The organism is Streptomyces sp. NPDC041968, assembly GCF_055589025.1.
In genome coordinates this window covers 23400-43781 of record NZ_JBVJCB010000014.1, presented here as the reverse complement: position 1 = coordinate 43781, position 20382 = coordinate 23400, and the positions used below count along the sequence as shown (strand labels likewise).

Annotated in this window: 20 protein-coding genes; 11 read left to right on the top strand and 9 right to left on the bottom strand. The window is 72.0% G+C overall.

The window, feature by feature from the left end:
• Positions 1-40: 40 nt before the first annotated feature.
• The 8 genes from ACZ6EG_RS29175 (at position 41) to ACZ6EG_RS29140 (ending at position 8310) form a co-directional block, all read left to right on the top strand.
• On the top strand, positions 41-1618 hold the full coding sequence (locus tag ACZ6EG_RS29175; RefSeq protein ID WP_469608946.1) for a DUF6801 domain-containing protein: 1578 nt from the start codon (positions 41-43) through the stop codon (positions 1616-1618).
• A 100-nt stretch (positions 1619-1718) separates the two neighbouring features.
• Positions 1719-2669 carry a hypothetical protein gene (locus tag ACZ6EG_RS29170; protein WP_356610342.1) on the top strand — a complete coding sequence of 317 codons (951 nt, stop codon included), beginning with the start codon at positions 1719-1721 and terminating at the stop codon, positions 2667-2669.
• Between the two features lie 213 nt (positions 2670-2882).
• Positions 2883-4091: a PucR-like N-terminal domain-containing protein gene (locus tag ACZ6EG_RS29165; protein WP_391971581.1), complete on the top strand. Its 1209-nt coding sequence runs from the start codon at positions 2883-2885 to the stop codon at positions 4089-4091.
• Between the two features lie 343 nt (positions 4092-4434).
• The gene (locus ACZ6EG_RS29160) at positions 4435-4941 is read left to right on the top strand and encodes a DUF2617 family protein (RefSeq protein WP_391971582.1); all 507 of its coding nucleotides are present in this window, start codon (positions 4435-4437) and stop codon (positions 4939-4941) included.
• A complete protein-coding gene (locus tag ACZ6EG_RS29155; RefSeq protein WP_383635649.1) occupies positions 4938-5339 on the top strand; it encodes a DUF4247 domain-containing protein in 402 nt (133 codons plus the stop codon). The genes ACZ6EG_RS29160 and ACZ6EG_RS29155 overlap by 4 nt, the downstream gene beginning before the upstream one ends.
• Before the next feature lie 56 nt (positions 5340-5395).
• Positions 5396-5833 carry a DUF350 domain-containing protein gene (locus tag ACZ6EG_RS29150; protein ID WP_356610338.1) on the top strand — a complete coding sequence of 146 codons (438 nt, stop codon included), beginning with the start codon at positions 5396-5398 and terminating at the stop codon, positions 5831-5833.
• Positions 5834-5843: 10 nt separating this feature from the next.
• Entirely contained in the window at positions 5844-7442 is a 1599-nt protein-coding gene (locus ACZ6EG_RS29145) for a polyamine aminopropyltransferase (RefSeq protein WP_391971583.1), read from the top strand.
• 133 nt (positions 7443-7575) lie between these two features.
• Positions 7576-8310, top strand: a complete 735-nt coding sequence (locus ACZ6EG_RS29140; protein ID WP_391971584.1) for a D-Ala-D-Ala carboxypeptidase family metallohydrolase — start codon at positions 7576-7578, stop codon at positions 8308-8310.
• A 110-nt stretch (positions 8311-8420) separates the two neighbouring features.
• On the opposite strand, the gene cpt is transcribed toward ACZ6EG_RS29140, so the two are convergent.
• The 9 genes from cpt to ACZ6EG_RS29095 all read right to left on the bottom strand — a co-directional run bounded on the left by cpt (position 8421) and on the right by ACZ6EG_RS29095 (position 17082).
• Complete coding sequence (cpt, locus tag ACZ6EG_RS29135; protein ID WP_391971585.1) at positions 8421-8954, bottom strand: chloramphenicol phosphotransferase CPT; 534 nt, start codon at positions 8952-8954, stop codon at positions 8421-8423.
• Between the two features lie 51 nt (positions 8955-9005).
• On the bottom strand, positions 9006-9344 hold the full coding sequence (locus ACZ6EG_RS29130) for an STAS domain-containing protein (RefSeq protein WP_391971586.1): 339 nt from the start codon (positions 9342-9344) through the stop codon (positions 9006-9008).
• Positions 9341-10627 carry a PP2C family protein-serine/threonine phosphatase gene (locus ACZ6EG_RS29125; RefSeq protein ID WP_391971587.1) on the bottom strand — a complete coding sequence of 429 codons (1287 nt, stop codon included), beginning with the start codon at positions 10625-10627 and terminating at the stop codon, positions 9341-9343. Before ACZ6EG_RS29125 ends, ACZ6EG_RS29130 begins: the two co-directional genes overlap by 4 nt.
• Positions 10627-11430 carry an alpha/beta fold hydrolase gene (locus ACZ6EG_RS29120; RefSeq protein ID WP_391971588.1) on the bottom strand — a complete coding sequence of 268 codons (804 nt, stop codon included), beginning with the start codon at positions 11428-11430 and terminating at the stop codon, positions 10627-10629. Before ACZ6EG_RS29120 ends, ACZ6EG_RS29125 begins: the two co-directional genes overlap by 1 nt.
• Positions 11431-11563: 133 nt before the next feature.
• Positions 11564-11920, bottom strand: coding sequence for an STAS domain-containing protein (locus ACZ6EG_RS29115; RefSeq protein ID WP_391971589.1), 357 nt, complete (start codon positions 11918-11920; stop codon positions 11564-11566).
• Between the two features lie 129 nt (positions 11921-12049).
• Positions 12050-12808 carry an IclR family transcriptional regulator gene (locus ACZ6EG_RS29110; RefSeq protein WP_356610331.1) on the bottom strand — a complete coding sequence of 253 codons (759 nt, stop codon included), beginning with the start codon at positions 12806-12808 and terminating at the stop codon, positions 12050-12052.
• A 230-nt stretch (positions 12809-13038) separates the two neighbouring features.
• Positions 13039-13311, bottom strand: a complete 273-nt coding sequence (locus ACZ6EG_RS29105; RefSeq protein ID WP_356610330.1) for a DUF4190 domain-containing protein — start codon at positions 13309-13311, stop codon at positions 13039-13041.
• A gap of 149 nt (positions 13312-13460) precedes the next feature.
• Entirely contained in the window at positions 13461-15377 is a 1917-nt protein-coding gene (locus ACZ6EG_RS29100; RefSeq protein ID WP_391971590.1) for an ABC transporter ATP-binding protein, read from the bottom strand.
• A 166-nt stretch (positions 15378-15543) separates the two neighbouring features.
• The gene (locus tag ACZ6EG_RS29095) at positions 15544-17082 is read right to left on the bottom strand and encodes a fused MFS/spermidine synthase (protein WP_469608935.1); all 1539 of its coding nucleotides are present in this window, start codon (positions 17080-17082) and stop codon (positions 15544-15546) included.
• Positions 17083-17180: 98 nt separating this feature from the next.
• Between ACZ6EG_RS29095 and ACZ6EG_RS29090 the strand changes: the two genes are divergently transcribed.
• From ACZ6EG_RS29090 to ACZ6EG_RS29080, 3 genes are all read left to right on the top strand, one after another.
• Entirely contained in the window at positions 17181-17825 is a 645-nt protein-coding gene (locus ACZ6EG_RS29090; RefSeq protein ID WP_469608932.1) for an alcohol dehydrogenase catalytic domain-containing protein, read from the top strand.
• Positions 17826-18245: 420 nt separating this feature from the next.
• Complete coding sequence (locus ACZ6EG_RS29085; RefSeq protein ID WP_391971593.1) at positions 18246-19604, top strand: enolase C-terminal domain-like protein; 1359 nt, start codon at positions 18246-18248, stop codon at positions 19602-19604.
• Positions 19601-20356: an SDR family NAD(P)-dependent oxidoreductase gene (locus tag ACZ6EG_RS29080; RefSeq protein ID WP_391971594.1), complete on the top strand. Its 756-nt coding sequence runs from the start codon at positions 19601-19603 to the stop codon at positions 20354-20356. Before ACZ6EG_RS29085 ends, ACZ6EG_RS29080 begins: the two co-directional genes overlap by 4 nt.
• Positions 20357-20382 lie beyond the last annotated feature (26 nt).

Sequence of the window (20382 nt, the reverse complement as noted above, 5' to 3'; positions counted from 1 at the left end):
CGGCCGTCCGGTCCGTGGAACGACCCGAGCGGAGTGAGAGATGACAGGCCCCCGTACCGCCGTCCGACGGACGGTCCGCAGCCGTGCCCGCAGCGCGGCGATCGCCGCGTTCGTCGTCCTGGCGGCCACCGTGCCGGCGGCGGCGGGGGCGGCCGGTACGCAGGAGGTTGATGCCGCGTTGCCGTACACGTGCCTGTTCCCCTCCGGGCAGCAGCCCGCGACGGTCGAGGTCTCGGCGGCCTTCCCCGAGCGGGTGGCGCCCGGTGAGCCGATCGAGCCCTCGGACGTGACCACGACCGTCGAACTGCCGGAGCCGGCGGTGGCGGACCTCACGGCACTGGGCGCTTCCGGCGTACGGGCCACGACCCGGCTCTCGGTCGGCGTGGCGCAGGGCGAGGCCACCGCCGAGGCGACGTGGCGCGGCGGCACGGAGCCGACGCAACTGACCGCGACCGGACCGCTGACGCTGACCGCGACGGGGGACGTGCCCTCGGTGACCGGCCAGGGGACGGGCGAACTGACCATGACCGCCGGTGGCTTCGCCCTGGACCTGGCCCTGACCACGTCGGACGGCGGCTCCACCGATCCCGGCTCGGTGACCGTCGACTGCACCCTCGCCGACGAGGCCCCGGACGGCGGACGGCTGGCCACCGTCCAGGTCGGCACGGACGAGGAAGGCCCCGCGGGCACCCCCAGCGGATCGCCTTCCGGATCCCCCTCCGCCTCCGGTACGCCGGGAGAACCGACGGACGAACCGGCGGAGCGCCAGGGCGAACGCGCCCCGAAGGTCGCCGAGCCCGCGCCGGACGGCGCCGCCGCCGAGCGGAAGGCACCGCCCTGCAAGTACGACGACAAGCACCCGGCCGGCCCGATGTCCCTGAACGCCTACATCACCGGCTACTCGAACGTGAACAAGCTCGACGGCGCCGCGCTGGTCCCGCCGTTCTGCACGCTCATCACCCAGGGCGAGCCCGAGTTCGAGTTCTTCCCGGACTTCAGCGGCGCCTACATCAGGCAGCACTCCACCGCGGACCTGTACTACCAGCAGCGCAAGGAGACCCCGCCCTTCCAGGCGACCTTCCTGACCTTCGACTTCACTCCGACCACCGCCACGATGGTGCTGGAGCAGACGGGTCCGATGACCATCGACTCGAACGGCACCACCGACTTCCTCTTCACCAGCACGGACACCTACGTCCGCGCACCGGTCGTGCTGCGTGTGACGTCCCTGAAGGTGAACGGAACCCCGCTGGACGTGGGGACCGGGTGCCGGACGAGGACGTCCCTCGTCTCGCCGGAACCGGACCCGGAGAAGTTCCCCGGCGACCACCTGGTCCTGCACGGCCGGGGTGAACAGGTCACCGGCGAACCCGCCACCGGCTACCTGCTGCTCTCCGGCGGTCCGCTGACCGGCGAGGTCACCATCCCGGCCTTCACGGGCTGCGGCACCGCGGGGGGCGAGAACCTCGACCGCCTGCTCACGGCCTCCGTCTCGGGCCCCGGCAACTACGTCAAGCAGATCCAGGGGCAGGCCTGTTACGTCTGGGCCGAGCAGCCCAACCCGGACGAGTGCACCCCCGACCGGCAGCCCCTGGAGATCCCGGTGGCCGAGCGCTGACCGCCCTCGCGCCGTACCGCCCCGTCCCCGGATCCGTCCGCACCCTTTCACGTGCGGCTCCGCCCGCACCCTCCCATCCCCTGACACGGAAGGCCTCATCATGCGGTTCTCCCTCGGCGCCAGAGTCGCCACCACCGCCACCGCCCTCGGTACCGCCCTCGGCGCCTTCGCCTCCATGGGCACCGCGACCGCGGCGGCGGCCGCCGTGCCCAACGGCGAGTGGGCGCCCTTCACCCGCTGCCCCGTGGACGCGCCGGCGATGCTGGCCGCCGACGGTCTGGCCCGCACCCCGCAGTGTGTGGTCTCCACCTCGCCGAGCGGCTCCATCAAGCTGGGCAAGACCACCGTGACCACGGGCAGGACCAACCTCCAGATCGGCGTCGTCCAGAACTCCGACGGGACCAGCACCGTGGTGGCTCCCGCGGGCGGTGCCCTGGTCGCCGACTCCGCGACCGTCCCCGGCGGACTGCTGGGGCTGATGTGCCCGAGCAACATCCCCGCGATCACGGCCATCTGCGAGCAGCTCAGCAACAGCACGCTCAACAAGATCACTGCGACGGTGGAGTCCGTGGGCGCCCCCTACGACTTCGACCAGACCGCCGGCATCCTGACCGACCAGCCGATCGTCGCCATCCCGGTCCGCATCCACCTGGAGAACCCGTTCCTCGGCAGCAAGTGCTACATCGGCACCGCGGCCAAGCCGATCGTGCTGCGCCCGGAGAACCGGCAGTTCCCCGAGTTCGGCATGTCGTTCTTCCGGGGTGACGGCACGGTCGCCGAGGACGGCGAGATGAGCCGCATCAACCTCACCGGGGCCACGCAGAACGACAGCTCCTTCGCCGTGCCCGGTGCCAGCGGCTGCGGGCTGGGCCTGTTCGGTCTGATCGACGCCGCGGTCAACGCCAAGACCGGGCTGCCCTCCGCCGCCGGGAACAACAGCCTGACGCTCAACAACGCCCAGACCCACCTCGCCGGCCTGAACGCCCCCGGCACGGTGGCCCCCGACGCGGGCAAGCACCTCTCGCGGAACTGGCACTCCGCCGTCGAGTAATGGCCGCGGGACGGCGATTCCCAGCCGTACCGGGAGCCCCGCCGCGTCCCACCGCACCTAAATGTGCACAGACTGTGTACGTCCCAACGAACTTGATTTAGCTTCAGCAGCCCAGCCACACATCACGTCAAGTCCGGTCGTGTGCCTCCTTCGTGAAGGACCGGGGCACACGACCGGTGCACCGTGGGCACCGGAGAGCAAGGGACGGCACTCATGCCTTCAACCACGCGGCCGCCGGAAGTCGGTGAACCGCTAGAACCGCTCCCCAAGGAGTTCGCCGCCTTCATGCGGCCCGAGTTACCCGGCCTGATGAAGGAGATCGGCGCCGAGGTCACCCGTGCCTACCCGGTGTACGGGCGGCTGCTCAACGGCCCCAACGCCGACGCCATCCGCCAAGGCGTCGAGCAGGCCCTGTACGCGTTCGTGGACCGCGTCGCCGATCCCGGCAAGAACGCCGCGCTCCGCGACGAACTGCTGCGCAGGTTCGGCCGCGTGGAAGCGTACGAGGGCCGCGAACTGGACACCCTCCAGGGGGCGTACCGGCTCGGCGCGCGCATCGCGCTGCGCCGGGCGAGGGCCGTGGGCCAGCAGTACCGGCTCTCCCCCACCCTGATACTCGCCTTCGCCGACGCTCTGTTCGCCTACGTCGAGGAGCTGGAGCAGATCTCCCGCGAGGGCTACGTCGAGGTACAGTCGCGGGCTTCGTCCGAGGTGCCGGCACAGCGCAGACGGCTCCTCCACCTCATCCTCACCGGACCGCCGCTCCCGCAGGCCCTGTCCGGGCTCTGCGAGGCGGCCGCCTGGCCGCTGCCCGCCGACGTCACCCTGGTCGCCCTGCGCCCGCCGCTCCCCGAGCACCTGCAGGCCGGGCTGGCCGACGACGTCCTCTTCGACCTGGACATCCCCCATCCGCACCTGCTGATACCCGGAGCCCTCACCCCCGAGCGGCTGGCCATGCTCGACGCCGCCCTGGCGGGCGCGCACGCCGTACTGGGGCTGACCGTGCCGCTGGCCCAGGCGGCCGACTCCGTCCGCTGGGCCCGCCGTGTGCTCAAGCTGATCGACGAGGGTGTGGTGGCCGACGCCCCCGTGGTCCGCTGCGAGGACCACCTGGTGACCCTGTGGCTGCTGTCGGACCCGGCGCTCGTCACCCATCTCGCGGCCGCGGAACTGGCCCCCATCGAGCAGCTGCCGGCCAGCCGCCGCGACCGGCTCGTGGAGACCCTGCGCGTGCACGTCTCGACGCGCGCGCCGGCGGAGCAGGTGGGCGAGATGCTGGGCGTGCACGCCCAGACCGTGCGCTACCGCCTGCGGAACCTGGACGCCCTCCTGGGCGACCGCCTCGCCGACCCCGACCACCGCTTCGCCCTGGAGGCCACGCTGCGCGCCCTGCACCTGCTCTCCCGCGAGACCGGGAAGTAGGGGCGGTTCGGGCGGCCGACGGCCACCGGCGCGGCGTCACCCACCCGGTCAACGGTGACCCCCGCGACGCCGGCGCGGACCGCGGGACCGGGCGTCGCCGCCGAGTGCCCGGCCACCCCCTGTACGGAGTCGGCGGGTGGCCAGGCCCTCGGCAATGAGGACGCAAGCCCGGACGCCTCACCGGCGGCGCGCACGGCGGAGCGGCAGCGCGGCCTGCTCCCTCCCCGGGCGCGCGGTGCGCCCGCCGGACGCGCATCGTGAGGGCCCCACCGACCGGCCCCTCGCCCTCATGTGCCATACTCAGCGCCGCTCATAGCAATATCGGACCGGGGGGCCGCGCCGCGTGCACGCTGTATCTCTGCAAGCTCCCTATCTGGACACGGCCGCGGACCAGCTCTGCTTCTCACTGGACCTGACCGAACGGCCTGCGCTGGCCGAACGTGAGGTGCTCGTGGGGGGACTGGCCGTACGCATGAGACTGCTCGGTGCCTCGCACCAGGTCTTCGCCGGGCCGGTGCGGGAGACGGTGGCCTGTCTGCCACGGGCCGTGCGGGGGCTGCCCGCCCGGCACACCCGGCAGCTGGCCGGCTGGTCCTACGGCTTCGGCGCCACCACCGCCCGCCTGGGCCCCGTCGAGTTCAGCACGCGGGTGGCGGGGATCCTCGACCGGGTCGCCGACGCCGAGCACAGCCTGTGCGGAGTCTTCCCCGGTTCGCCCGAGGCGGTGACGGCGGTGGTCGTCGAGGCGTCCGCCGAGCCGTCCCCTGCCGGACTGGCGTGGCGCACCTGGCACACCTATCCGCAGGACGGGCACATCGTATCGACCCACACCCGGCTGGAGGCCCGATGAACAGCGCCCGACTCGTCCGCGGAGCGGTGGCGGCCACGCTGGTCGCGCTCCTGCTCTCGGCCTGTTCGAGCGACGGGGACGACGGCGTCCCGCGCTCCTGGATCCGCGACACCTACACCGTCAGCGGGTCCCGGTGGATCGACAAGGACAGTTCCCCGTCCCGGGTCTCCGACGCCATCCACAAGCACCGCAAGGCCCTCGACCGGTCCTCCGGGGGCGGCATGCGCTTCCTGCGCTACGGCGACGACATGGTGACCGTCTCGCCGTACCGGGGCGGCAGCCTCATCGAGATCGAGGACTACCGCAACGGCTACCGGCGTCACCAGCAGCACCTCGTCAACTGGCCGAACCCGAACAGCCAGAGTTACCGCGGCGGCGGCCCCGGCGAAGGCAAGTGACACCGGCGCGCGACAGCGCCTCCCCACCCTGACAACGCCCCCAGAAAGGCAACCCAGTGACCGAGATATTCGAGTCGGCCGGCCAGGCCCTGCTCTACGGGGTCGTGGGCCTCGCCGTGATGGCCGTCGGCTTCGTCGCCCTCGACCTCGTCACCCCCGGCAAGCTCTTCCACGTGGTGTGGCGGGATCGCAACCGCGGGGCGGCCGTGCTGCTGGGCAGCCAGTCCGTCGCGGTGGGTCTGGTCATCATGGAGGCCATCCGGGCGAGCGAGTCGGAGAGGGGACTGGGCCAGGGCCTGCTCAGCACGCTCCTCTACGGCCTGGCAGGCGTCCTGGTGATGACGCTGGTCGGCATCGTGATCGGCATGCTCACCCCGGGTCAGATGGGCGCCGTCGCCCTGGAGGACGGCGACGACCGCCCGCACCCCGCCGCCTGGGTCCAGGCCGGCATGTATCTGGGCACCGCCTTCATGGTCGGCGCGGCCCTCTCCTAGGACCGCACCCATGAGCTCCACCGCCCTCGGCGACCGCGACACCGCGACGCCTCAGAGCCCCCCGGCCGGCCGTCCGACCCGGGGGGCTCGGTTCCTCCTGCTGCTCGCCGTCTTCCTCTGCGCGGCCTGCGGCCTCGTCTACGAACTGGCCCTGACCGCACTGGGCAGTTACCTCATCGGCAACTCGGTGCTCCAGACCTCCGTGGTCATCTCCGTCATGGTCTTCGCCATGGGCCTGGGCTCCCTGGCCGCGAAGCCGTTCCGCGACCACGCCGTCGTCGCGTTCGCCGTGCTGGAGGGGGCCCTGGCCCTGATCGGCGGCCTGTCCGTCCTCGGGCTGTACGCGGCCTTCGCCTGGCTCCAGCTCTACATGCCCGCGATGATCCTGGTGTCCCTGGTGATCGGCCTGCTGATCGGTGCCGAGATCCCGCTGCTGATGACCCTGCTCCAGCGGATCCGCCGGCAGGAGGCGAGCAGCGCCGTCGCCGACATGTTCGCCGTCGACTACATCGGCGCCCTCGTGGGCGGCCTGTGCTTCCCCCTGCTCCTGCTCCCGACCTTCGGCCAGCTGAAGGGCGCGCTGGTGGTCGGCGCGGTCAACGCCGTCGCCGGCGTCATCGTCGTGGTGTTCATCTTCCGGCGCGAGACCCGTCGCGCGGTGCGGGCCTGCCTGCTGGCCGGCGTCACCGCGGTGCTCGCCGTGCTCGGCACCGCGTACGTGCTGGCGGACGACCTGGAGGTCACGGCGCGACAGCACATGTACGCCGACCCCATCGTGCACTCCGAGACCACGCAGTACCAGGACATCGTGATCACCCGCGCCACCGCCTTCACCGGCGACCCCGACCTGCGGCTCTTCCTCAACGGCGACCTCCAGTTCAGCTCGGTCGACGAGTACCGGTACCACGAGTCGCTGGTCCACCCCGCGTTGTCGGGCCGCCGCTCCCACGTACTGATCATGGGCGGGGGTGACGGGCTCGCGCTGCGCGAGGTGCTGCGCTATGACGACGTCGAGCACGTCACCCTGGTCGAACTGGACCCCGCCATGACCCGGTTGGCCCGGACCTACGAGCCCCTGCGCGAGCTGAACGGCGACGCACTGGAGGACCCGCGGGTCGAGGTGGTCAACGCCGACGCCTTCACCTGGCTGCGCGACGCGCGGCAGCGGTACGACTCGGTGATCATCGACTTCCCCGACCCGGACTCGGCGTCGCTGGCGAAGCTGTACTCGGTGGAGTTCTACCATCTGCTCGGCCGGGTCCTGGAGCCGCAGGGCAAGGTCATGGTGCAGAGCGGGTCGCCGTTCTTCGCCCCGAAGACGTACTGGTCGATCGCGAAGACGATCGAGGCGGCGGGGTACGCGACGACGGAGTTCCAGGTCGACGTGCCGAGCTTCGGCAACTGGGGCTTCGTGCTCGCCGCCGACGGCACCGCTCCCCCTCCGCTGAGGCTCGCCGCGGACGTCCCGAAGCTGCGCTACCTGGACGACGCGGTCCTGCGCGCGGCGACCGTGTTCCCCGTCGACCGCCGTCGCGCCGACGTACGGCCGAGCACGCTGATGGACCCCGCGGTCCTCGAGTACGTCCTGGACGAGTGGCGCAACTACTGAACCCGTCGGCGGCGGTGTTCACGGCCAGCCGCCGGGACGGGGATCTCCTTTCCCGGCGGCGCCGTTGACGCGCGTAGCTCGTTGCCCCACGCTGGGCTTCGGTTGTTGTCGACTCAACGGTCGGGAGGCCGGGATGATCAGACGCGTGTCACGCCTGCTTCTCTCTCTTGTCATGCTCACGTCCGGTGCGGTGATCGGGGTGGGCGCCACCGCCGGCACCGCGCACGCCGACTCCTGCTACACGTGGAACCGCACCCTCTCCCAAGGGTCCTCGGGCAGCGACGTGACCCAGCTCCAGATCCGCGTAGCCGGGTGGGTGACCTCCGGTGAACGACTCTCCTACGACGGCCAGTACGGCGCGCGGACGGCCGCCGCGGTGAAGAAGTTCCAGGCCGCGTACGGCCTGTCTGCGGACGGGGTCGCCGGATCCGCGACCTTCAGCAAGATCTACTCCCTGCAGGACGCCGACTGCACACCCGTCCACTTCACCTACGCCGAACTCAACAAGTGCAACTCCGACTGGTCCGGCGGCGCGGTCTCCGCGGCCACCGCCAAGGCGAACGCGCTGAAGACCATGTGGAAGCTGGAGGCGATGCGGCACGCCCTGGGCGACGTGCCCCTCACCGTCTCCAGCGGCTTCCGCTCCCGCGCGTGCAACAACGCGGTCGGCGGGTCCGCCACCAGCCGTCACCTGTACGGCGACGCGGCCGACCTGGTCGGCTCGCCGTCCCTGTGCCGGCTCGCCCAGCAGTCCAGGACCCACGGCTTCTCCGAGATCCTCGGCCCGGGCTACCCCGGCCACAACGACCACACCCACGTGGCCTTCGACCCGTCGCCGTACTGGTCGGCGCCCACCTGCGGCATCTGAACCGGCCAGGACCGGCACGAGGGCAGGCGCTCGGCACAGGACTCGTGCCGAGCGCCTGCCCTCGTGCGCACCGGGCCCCAGGACCCTGCGTCAGGGCCGCCGACTGTCGATCACTCGACCCGGGCGGCGATGGTCCGCGCGCACGCCATGGCCTCGGTGTGCGTGGTGTCCACTTCCAGGTCGTAGCTCACGCCCCGGTGGACCGCTTCCGCCTGGGAGGCCGCCATGCCCACGGTCCGATCGCCTCGTGCGACCTCACGTCCCGCGGCCACCGCGGCGTCGCACCGGACACCGACCCACAGCACGCCCAGTCCGCCCAGGGCGTCCTGCCACCGGCGCTGGGAGTCCGCGCCGCCGAGGAAGACCTCGTCGACGATGACCCGGGCGCCGGCTCGGACCATGGCTGCGACGCCTTCGATCCATGCCCGTTCCATGGTCCGGAAGGCCGGACCGACGAGCACCGAGCCGTCCGCCGCGAACTCGATCCCGCCGTCCGACCTTTGCATGGACGCGGGCATCGCCTCGACCAGCGTGTCCGTTCCCAGGGCGAGCCAGGGATCCGGCAGGACCGCCTGCAGGCACCGGATGATCCCGGACTTCCCCGAGCTGGAGCCACCGTTGAGAACGATCACCTGAGTCGTCACGGCGCCAGAGTAGAGGCCTGGAGCGGGCCGCGCTACGGGGTGTCGGACCGGTCAGTGCCGAGAGGCCGCGTCGCTGTCGGAAAGGAGTCCGAAGACCTGGTCGAGGCCGACCATGCGCAGCACGCGGAGGGTGTGGTCGGGGACGGCGGCCAGGGCGACGTCGGCCCGGACGGCCCGGGCGTGGTTGCGGGCGACGATCAGGGCGGTGATTCCGCTGGAGTCGCAGAACTCCATGCCGGCCAGATCCAGGACGAGGAGCTGGCCCGGCCGGAGGGTGAGCGTGGTGAGCAGTTCACGCAGCCGGCCGGCGGTGGCGTAGTCGAGGTCGCCGAAGATCGACAGCACGGGCCCGGCCGGGGCGTCTCGGGTGGTGATCTTCACGGGGCTCATTCGGTGACTCGGGTCTGCGGGGCAGGGGCGGGGACACCCAGCGTGAGGAGGGCGGTGTCGTCGTCGAGGCCGTCGCCGAAACCGTCCAGCAGGCCGGTCAGGGCGTGCAGGACGGCCTGCGGGGACTCGCCGGCGTGGCCGGCGGCGAAGTCGAGCAGGGCCTCGTCCCCGAAGAGGCTGTTGCGGTCCTCGCCGGTGCGGGCCTCGGTCAGACCGTCGGTGTACAGGACGAGGGAGTCCCCGGGACCGAGGACGGTCGTGGCGGTGACGAAGGTGGCGGTCGGCAGGACGCCCACGAGGAGGCCGCCGGGGGTGGGCAGGAAGTCCGCCGTCCCGTCCGCACGCAGGACGAGGGCGGGGGGATGCCCTCCGGAGCCGATGTGGACGCTGACCTGGCCGGTGGCGGGATCGGGGTCGAGGACGCCGAAGACGACGGTGCAGTAGCGCGGGTCACCGCCGGTGTAACGCTCGTGCAGGACCTGGTTGAGCGTCGTCAGGGCGGAGACGGGGTCCGGGTCGTGCACAGCGGCGGCGCGCAGGGTGTAGCGGGTCAGGGAGGTGACCGCGGCCGCCTGGGGCCCCTTTCCGCACACGTCGCCGAGGAAGAAGGCGAAGCGTTTGCCGTCGATGGGGAAGAGGTCGTAGAAGTCACCGCCGAGCCGGTCGGGCGAGGCGGTGCGGTAGTGCGCGGCCGCCTCCACACCGGGTACGGGCGGCAGGGTGGCCGGCAGCAGCGACTGCTGGAGCACGGCGAGCGCGTCCTGCAGCCGGGCGCGATCGGCCTCCGCCTCCTTGTGTGCCTCCTCCGCCGCCTTGCGGGCTCGCAGGAGCTCCTGCTCGTAGGCCCGGCGGTCCCGGGCGTCGAAGACGGTGGTGCGGATCAGCAGGGGCTCGCCGGTGCTGCCGTACTTGACGGCGGAGGAGACGAACACGGGTATGCGGCCGCCGCCGGTCTGCTTCAGCTCCAGCGCCACCCCGCTGATCTCCCCCTGCATACGCAGCAGCGGCGCGAAGTGCGTCTCGTGGTAGAGCTTGCCGCCGACGGTCAGCAGGTCCGTGAACCGCATCCGGCCCACGACCTGCTCCCGCTCCAGTCCCAGCCAGTCCAGCAGCGTGCTGTTGATCTTGGCGATGACGCCGTCCATCAGCGTGGACAGGTACCCGCACGGCGCGCTCTCGTACAGCTCCTCGGCGCTGTCCTCCAGCAACGACGCGAACACCGCACCCGCCGCGTCCGGGTTCTCGGGGTCGTACGGGTCGGGTTGCTGGTCCGTGCGGCACATCACTGGAGACGCTCGAGGAACTCGACGATCGCCTCGTTGGTCGCCTCCGGGGCGGACAGGTGCGGGCAGTGCCCGGTGGCGTCGAGGGTGACCAGCTCCGAGCCCGAGATCGCCTGGTGGACGAAGGCGCCGACCTCGCGCGGAGCGATGGCGTCCTGGGTGCACTCCAGCACCAGCGTCGGCACCGTCACGGCCTTCAGGTCGTCCCGCGAGTCCGACAGGAACGTGGTGCGGGCGAAGACACGAGCCATGTCCGGGTCGGTGGCGCAGAAGCTGTTCTTCAGTTCCTCACCCAGCTCGGGCCGGTCCCCGTTGCCCATGATCACCGGTGCCATGGCGGCCGACCAGCCCAGATAGTTCGACTCCAGGGACGCCAGCAGCTCGTCGATGTCCTCGGCGCTGAAGCCACCCCGGTAATCCTCGTCGTCCACGTAGCGGGGGGACGGCGCGACCATGACCAGCGCCCCGATCCGCTCCGGCACCATCGCGGCCGCCAGTACGCCGATCATCGCGCTCACCGAGTGCCCCACGAACACGGCGTCCCGCAGGTCGAGCGCCTCGCAGACCTCCACCACGTCCCGGGCGTAGCCGTCCAGCGTTCCGTAGCGGTCCTCGGAGAACGCGGCCAGGTCCGAGCGGCCCGAGCCCACGTAGTCGAAGAGCACCACGCGGTAGTCGCGAGCCAGTGCGGGCACCGTCAGCCGCCACATGTTCTGATCGCAGCCGAACCCGTGCGCCAGGACCACCGTGCGCCCTTCGGGGTTACCGGTGATCGTGACATTGTTCCTGCGATCGATATCCATACGCCTACTCTCTCAGGTTCCGAGCGCTTACCCGCACGGGCTCCTGTCACCGCACGTCATCCCCGCCTCTTTTCCCACGCGTCGCGCACACGGCCCGAGGGGGCTCGACGCGGTGGCGCGGACGGCGCGGAGGTCAGTGACGCGGGCGGGGCCAGTCGGCGAGCTCCTCGGCTCCGGCGGGCTGTGCGGTGGCCCGGTCCACGGAGTCGTGGAAGGAGTAGACGGAGCGCAGTCCGCCGAGGGAGAAGACGCGCAGCAGCCGCTCGTCGCCACAGGCGATGCGCAGCGAGCCGTGACGGGCCCGGATGTGCTTGGTGACCGCGACGATCATGCCGAGCCCGGACGAGTCCAGGAACGGGGCACCGCACAGGTCCAGGACGAAGTGCCGATGGCCGTCGGCCAGCAGCCGGACCACCGCGGCCCGCACGACGGGGGCGAAGGCGATGTCGATCTCGCCACTGGCGTCGACGACGGTCCAGCCGTTCGTCACGCGGCATCCGACCGATCCGTACGGTCCTACGAGGCCCTGCTCACACACGTATCTGTCCCTCACATCGCCGGCTGCATCCGTTCCCTCCAGGAGACGGGTCACGGGGGCCCGGTCACAAGGGCCCCGTTTTCAGATGGTGAGCGAGAGTCCGCGGGACACGCGCTCCGCGGTCGCGACCAGTCGCGTCACGGCGGCTTCGAGGCGGTCGGTGCGGCCGGCCCGCACCGATATGCCGAGCGCGCCGATGGTGTCGCCCTGGCGGACGGGCACCGCCACGCACGCGGTGCCGAGGGCGTACTCCTCGACATCGGTGACGGCGGGCGCCTGTGCGGCGGCGTCGAGGCGTCGGAGCAGTTCCGCGCGGTAGGTGATGGTGCGCGGGGTGAGATCGTTGAGCGCGTGACGGGAGAGGTAGTCGGCGCGGGCCTCCGCGTCCAGGTCGCGCAGCACGCACTTTCCCAGCGCCGTGGCGTGTCCCGCGTCCTCGAAGCCGACCCACAGGTCCACGCGTGGGGCCTTCGGGCCGTCCACGATCTCCGCGACCCGGATCTCACCGTCCTCGTAGAAGGTCAGGTAGGCCGCGGCCGACAGTCCGTCGCGCAGCTCCGTGAGGGTCGGACGGACCCTGCTGAGGGCCGCCTGCTCGCGGCTCCCTCCGTGCAGCGCGCCCAGTTTCTCGCCGAGGACGAACGTGCCGTCGTCGAGTTTGCGCACGTAGCCGTCGTGCACCATCGTGCGCAGGAGGTGGTAGGTGGTGGCCGGCGCCAGCCCGGTCTCGCGTGCCAGCTGCTTGGCCGGGACGCCGCCCTCGTGCGCACCCACGGCTTCCATGAGCCGGAAGGCTCGCTGGACCGACGAGATGAGCGTGGGGCCGTCCTTACCACCCATCTCTCCACCGTGCTCGCGCGCACCGCCGCCCGCAAGTCCGCCGGCGGGTACCGGAGCGGAGGTCGGGACGAGGCCCGGGATCACAGTCCCCCGCACAGCACACGCGTCCGCCCCGGCCCGCCCGCGCCGTCTCCCGATCCGGGCCGGGCGCTGGGCCGGGCGAGGTCGGTCTGGCGGGCGGGCGGCACCGGGGCGGGTGCGGGGCGTGGGTGCGGCCGGAAGGGCCTGGGTCAGCCCACGTTCCAGGTGAAGCTACCGCCGTTGTTGGCCGCCACGGTGAACATGACGATCATGAGGATGATGTCGACCACTCCGAGGCCGATGGCCCACTTCGCCATCATGGAGCCGGTCTGACGCAGCGCGACGGCGCCGAAGATGATGGCCAGCGGGCCCAGGATGATCGGCAGCAGGAACAGGCCGACGATGCCGCAGACCAGTCCCGCGATGGCCAGTCCGCTCGTACGGCTCGTCTTGTGCGCGCTCGTTCGGCTGTAGGACGACATCGTTTTTCTCCCCAACTGATGCGGTTGGTTTCCTTTGCTCTTCCGGTTCCCATCTGGTTGCCCGTCCTGGCCGGTTCATGCCTGTCCGGGTGAACGTCAAACACATCCGCGTGGACGGGAGTTGCCCGGTGCCGGTGCGGTCCGTCCGGTCACACCGCTCCGGGACCGGAGCCGGCCCGGGGTGCCCTGGGGCGGCCGGTGCCGGGCGGCGGCCCGGGCGGTGCCGGCAGGCCGACGACAGCGCCCACGGGCGGGACCTCGTCCGGTTCCGGGTCGGCGCTCTCGCCGAGGAAGCCGCCCGACTGGTGCTGCCACAGCTTGGCGTAGGCACCCGCCGAGGCGAGCAGTTCCGCGTGGGTGCCCTGCTCCACGACGCTGCCGTGGTCGAGCACGACCAGCCGGTCCATACCGGCCACGGTGCTCAGCCGGTGGGCGACCACGAGGGCCGTACGTCCCTCCATCAGCCGCCACAGAGCGTCCTGGACGAGGAGCTCGCTCTCCGAGTCCAGCGCGCTGGTCGCCTCGTCGAGCAGCAGGACCGGGGCGTCCCGCAGCAGTGCCCTGGCCAGTGCGACCCGTTGGCGCTGGCCGCCGGACAGTTTCACCCCGCGCTCCCCCACCAGCGTGGCGAAGCCCTCCGGGAGCTGCTCCGCGAATTCGGTGACGTGCGCGGCCGCGGCGGCGGCGTGGATCTCCCGGTCGGTGGCGCCGGGCCGGGCGAAGGCGATGTTGTCCCGCAGGGTGCGGTGGAACATCGCCGGTTCCTGCGGCACGTAGGCGATCAGTGAGCGCAGCTCGGCCTGGCGGAGCCGGCTGATGTCCTGGCCGCCGATCAGGATGCGGCCGGCGTCGATGTCCGCCATCCTCAGCAGGAGCCGGGTGAGGGTCGTCTTGCCGCCACCGGACCTGCCGACGAGCCCGACCCGTGCGCCGCCGGGAACGTCCAGGTCCAGGCCCCGGAAGATCGGTTTCGCTCCGGCGTGCGCGAAGGTCACCGCCTCGAAGCGGATGCCGGCGTCCCCCGGTGAGAGGGGTTCGGGGTCGGCCGGGTCCAGCACGGTGGGAGGTGCCAGCAGCAGCTCGGTGAACTGCGCGGCCTCGGTCATCGAACTCTCCAGACGCCGGTAGATCTGGTTGAACTCGAACATGATCTGGGTCGCGTTGGAGTAGTAGGTGAAGGCGACGACGATCCCCTCCACTCCCTGGCCCGACCCGGCGAAGGCGATGGCCACCAGGAGGCCCAGCACGTTCGTCAGCACGGACATGGGGGCGACCAGCGTGTCGACGCGCAGGTTGCCGTAGTCCCACGACTTCAGCGTCAGGCGCCGCGATTCCGCGACGCGGCTGCGGTGTTCGTCGGCCTCCCGGCGCTCGGCCGCGAACGCCCGGATGGTCTCCATGTTCACGAGACTGTCGGCGACGTGTCCGGAGACCCGGGCGACCGCCACCTCGCGCTCGTTGACGAGGGCCTGCCGGCGGCGGATGAGCGGCGCGGCGGCCACCACCGTCAGTGCGATCATCAGGAGCAGGCCGACGACGAGCAGCGGTTCGTAGTGCCAGAGCACGACGGCGCCGAACAGCAGGGGCACGAGGCTGCCGATGATCCGGTACGTCAGGGTGTCGACGAAGTCCTCGAAGCGCCTGCCGAAGCTCAGCACCCGTTTCGTCAGGGAGCCGGCGAAGTTGTCGTGGAAGAACGCCGCGTCCTTGGCGAGGAGTTCGTCCATGCCGAGCACGTACAGGTGTTCCGCGCCACAGGCGTCGACGCGGTTCAGGCAGTGCTGCCCGATGCGCCACACGGCTTCGGCGAGCAGCAGCACGGCACCGAACCCTAGGACGTACGGCAGCGCCGAAGCGAGGGTGATACCGCCGTCGGCGGCCTGGCCCGCCAGTTTGGCGACGAGCAGGGGGGCGACGTAGCGGATGCCGATGTTCCCCACGGCCGGAAGCAGCAGGGCGGGCAGGGCCGTTCGTCGTTGTCGCAGCAGTTCCATGCCGTAGTGGCGCAGCGCGAGAACCACCGCGCTCCTGCCCGGCGTCGGCCTTTGGGTGTCTTTTGTCGCCATCACACTCCCGAGGTTGGGAGTCAGAAGTCTCCCGTCGCGCGACGACGGCAGTCCAGGCATTTACCGCGGACGGGCGACAATCGGACACCCGTGGCGCCCGGGAGAGCCCCCGCACGCCGACGGGGTCCGGGGCCCGTGCGCTGTCGGGTTCGGCGCCCTCGGCCGCTCACTCCCCCGAACCGATGGGCTGGAGAAGCTGGTCGACAGGCGCGTGGTCGTCGGTGAGCGGTCGGGCGTCGCCGGTCCAGGCGCTGAGGGCACCGCCGGTGACGATCTTCCACCCGGTCCGCCGGGCGTCCAGCGCCTCCCGCACCGCGCGCGGGTCGAGCGGCCGGCCGGAGGCGAGGAGCACCAGGTTGCCCCCGTCGGACGCGGCGGTCGACTCCAGGCCGATGTCGGCCGGTTCGCCCACGAGGGCGACGTGGTCGAAGGTCGCGTCCAAGGTGGCCGCTTCGGCGCGGGCGAAGGCCATGTCGCCGTGGTCGATCAGGTTGGCGACGTACAGACCGTCCTCGTCGAGCACCCGCCGGACGTCCGTCATCGCCTCCACCGTGGTGAGGTGCCACGGCACACTGACGCCCCCGAAGGCGTCCCCGACGACGAGGTCACGGCTGCCGGTGTCCAGTCGCCGCAGGCCGAGCCTGCCGTCCTCGGTGCGCACGTCGATGCCGGCCTGCGGCTGCGCACCGAGCAGCTCGCGGTTGACGCGCACGACCCCGCCGTCGATCTCGGACACCAGGCTGCGCGTTCCGGGCCGCTCGGCCGCGAGATACCGGGGGAAGGTGAGCCCACCCCCGCCCAAGTGGTGGGCTACGAGCGGCTCCTCCCCGGGGAACGCGGCGTCGACCACCGCGGCGAAGGCGCGCACGTACGCGAACTTCAGGTAGGTCGGATCGTCGAGGTCGACGTAGGAGTGCCGCACGCCGTCCAGCACAAGGGTGCGTCCGCCGTCCCGGCCGGGATCGGCGACGACCCGCGCGCAGTGGTACTTGGTCTCCGTGTCGCAGCCGCCGGGCGCGACGACGGCGGCGAGGCCGCCGGCCAGGACCACGAGCGCCAGGGCGGGGGTGCCGCTCCACCCGCGGGTGCGCCACCCGACCAGCGCCGAGCCGAGCACCAGCAGGGTTCCGAGACCGATCAGAATGCCGCTGACCGGCCAGCGCGACACGAGGACGAAGCCGGTCAGCACGGTGCCGACGATGGCGCCGACCGTTCCGACGCCGGACAGCCGGCCGACGACCGTTCCGGTCTCCGCGAGGCTGGTCAGGCGCAGCTTGGTCACGATCGGCGTCACCGCGGACAGCAGGGCGCCCGGCACGAGGATGGTCAGCGACGCGATCAGCAGCAGCGCCGCCGGTGCCCATTCCGCGGTGGTGCGCAGCACCGCGGGGGTGAGGGCCACGACCACGCCCGAGAGCCCGAGGCAGGGACCCATGAGCCGACGTGGATCGACCTGGTCGGCGAGGCGCCCACCGAGCCAGGAGCCGAGGGCGATCGCGGTGAGGGCGATCCCGATCACCATGGTGCTGGTCTCGAGGGTGAGACCGAGATAGGGAGCCAGCAGCCGCAGGGCGACGATCTCGACCACGAGCACGGCGGCCGAGGACCCGAACACCAACCCGGCAGCGGTGCGGGGGCCCAGACCGCGACTGCGCGGCGCGCCATCGGTGGCGGGCAGGGAGGACGAAGCGGTCACGGGCCACATCCTCGCACGAGGCGGTCACGGGGCGGTCACGGAACGTGAGACGTCGGCAGTGCGGACGGCACGGCACGGCCGTCCAACCGGCCGGTCGGCAGGGGGAGATGACGAGCGCCGACCGGGAACACGACCGGGTGGCACTGCGCCTCGCGCGCCCCGGCGACCTGGACTCCTTCGAATTCGTCGCCCAGACCCCCGCCGGCCCCGGGCCGGGCGAGGTGGAGGTCCGTCTCGACGCCACCGGCGTCAACTTCACCAACGTGCTCCAGGCCATGGGCGTGTACCAGCGTTTCACCGCCGGCGAGGAGTGCCCCGAGGTCAGCGCGTTCGACGGTGCGGGTGTCGTCACCGCCGTCGGAGAGGGCGTCCGGGAGGTGCGCGAGGGCGACCGGGTGGCCGCCATGTGCGTCGACGGTGCCCAGGCGGCCGTCATGTCGTCGCACGCGACCGTGCGCGCCGCGTGCGTCCTGCCGGTACCGGACGGGACGAGCACGCGGGACGCCGCCGCCCTGCCGTGCGCCTGCCTGACCGCCTGGTACGCCCTGCGGCACCGGGCCCGGCTCCGGCCCGGCGAGAAGGTGCTCATCCACTCGGCGAGCGGCGGCACCGATCTGGCCGCGGTGAACCTCGCGCGGATCTGCGGCGCGGAGGTCTGGGCCACCGCGGACAGCGACGCCAAGCGGGACTACCTGCGCTCCCTGGTGTCGACGTGGTCCTCGGCGCCGGGATGCGCGCCAGCAGCGCGTTGACGGACCTCTTCACCCGCACTCCCGGCGTGATCCACACCGCCCTGACCCGCCTGCCCCTGGCGTGGCGCCGTCTCGACGCCTACCTCGCCGGCCGGACCAGTGTCGCCGGGATCATGACCCTGCCCGCGGCCCGCACCGCGGTCGCCCTGGCCGCCCGCCTGCCGGGAAGGGTGCGCGCACCCCGGTCCCCTCCGCCCACGCGGCTTCGTAGGCACCGTGCAGAGCCTCGTGTCGGATGCGGCGTTCCTATATGATCCTGCGTCCGCCCGGGGCTCGAAGGCGGTGATCCTGGCACGGGCCTTGACGTGGGGACGGACTCTGACCGAGCATCACGACAACTGAATCCTATGGGATCCGGTGGGGCGTCCCGGCGGTGAGGTGAGGGACCGTCGGCGTCGGACCGGACGCGTGAAGAGGGCGATGGACAGCAACCGCACGCCGCGCATCACGGACGTCGAGGTCGTCGACATCCGCTTCCCCACCTCACGCGAATTCGACGGCTCCGACGCGATGAACCCCGACCCCGACTACTCAGCCGCCTACGTCGTCCTGCGTACCGACGCGGCTCCGGGTCCGGGCGGCCCGCTGGAGGGACACGCCTTCGCGTTCACCATCGGACGCGGCAACGAGGTGCAGACGGCGGCCGTCGCCGCGCTGCGCGAGCACGTCGTCGGTCTGTCCGTGGACACCGTGTGCGCCGACCCCGCAGTGGTGAGCCGGGCCCTGAACGGTGACAGCCAACTGCGCTGGCTGGGCCCCGAGAAGGGCGTGATGCACATGGCCGTCGGCGCCGTCGTCAACGCCGTCTGGGACCTGGCGGCCAGACGGGCCGGCCGACCGGTGTGGAAGCTCCTCTCGGACGCCGAACCGGAATGGCTCGCCGACCAGGTGGACTACCGCTACATCGAGGACACGCTCAGCCGTGCGGACGCCGTCGCGCTGCTCCGCGCGGGCAAGGAGGGCGCCGCCGACCGCGAAGCGCTGTTGCTCTCCCGCGGGTACCCGGCGTACACCACCTCCCCCGGCTGGCTCGGCTACTCCGACCGGAAGCTCGTGCGGCTGGCGAAGCAGGCCGTCGCCGACGGCTTCACGCAGATCAAGCTCAAGGTGGGTGCCGACCTCGCCGACGACGTCCGCAGGCTGCGCGCGGCCCGCGCGGCGGTCGGCCCGGACGTCCGCATCGCCGTCGACGCCAACCAGCGGTGGAACATCGGCGAGGCCGTCGAGTGGACCAACGCGCTGGCCGACAGCGATCCGTACTGGATCGAGGAGCCCACCAGCCCCGACGACGTCCTCGGTCACGCGGCCGTACGCCGGGGCGTGGCACCCGTCAAGGTCGCCACCGGGGAACACGTGCACAACCGCGTCGTCTTCAAGCAGTTGCTGCAGGCCGACGCGATCGACGTGCTGCAGATCGACGCGGCACGCGTGGGCGGCGTCAACGAGAATCTGGCCGTGCTGCTGCTCGCCGCCGCGTTCGGCGTCCCGGTCTGCCCGCACGCGGGCGGCGTCGGCCTGTGCGAACTGGTGCGCCACCTGGCGATGTTCGACTTCGTCGCCCTGAGCGGCACGACCGACGACCGGGTCATCGAGTACGTCGACCACCTGCACGAGCACTTCGAGGATCCCGCGGTCGTCTCCGACGGTCACTACACGGCGCCCACGATGCCCGGCTTCTCGTCCCGGATGCGCCCGGAGACGATCAGCACGTACCGCTATCCCGACGGCTCCTTCTGGGCCGCCGACCTCGCCGGTCAGGGGAAGGACCTCCGCACATGAGCGAACTGTCGGGCCGCACGGCCCTGGTGACCGGCGGCGCCTCCGGCATCGGCCGGGCCACCGCGGACCTGCTGGTCGCCCGCGGCGCCGACGTCGCCGTGCTCGACCTCGACCCGTCCCCGGTCGGCGGGCCGCTGCGCGGTTACGTCGCCGACGTGTCCGACGACGCCTCCGTACGCGCCGCCGTCACCGCCGCTGCCGACGCCCTCGGCGGCATCGACATCCTGGTCAACAACGCCGGCATCGGGGCCACGGGCACGGTCGAGGACAACGACGACGCCGAGTGGCACCGGGTCCTCGACGTCAACGTCCTCGGCATCGTCCGGACCACCCGGGCCGCCCTGCCCCACCTGCGCGCCTCCGCGTACGCGGCCGTCGTCAACACGTGCTCGATCGCGGCCACCGCCGGACTCCCGCAGCGCGCCCTGTACAGCGCGAGCAAGGGCGCCGTGCAGGCGCTCACCCTCGCCATGGCGGCCGACCACGTCCGCGAGGGCATCCGCGTCAACTGCGTGAACCCCGGGACGGTGGACACCCCGTGGGTGGGTCGCCTCCTCGAACGGGCGGCGGACCCCGCCGCCGAGCGGGCCGCGCTCGACGCCCGCCAGCCCGTGGGCCGCCTGATCTCCGCCGTCGAGGTGGCCGCCGCGATCGTGTACCTGGCGAGCCCGGCCGCGGCCGGTGTCACGGGCACATCCCTCGCCGTGGACGGCGGCATGCAGGGACTGCGGATGCGCCCGGAGGGACGGTGACGGCGGGGGGTGCCGCGGCGGGCGCG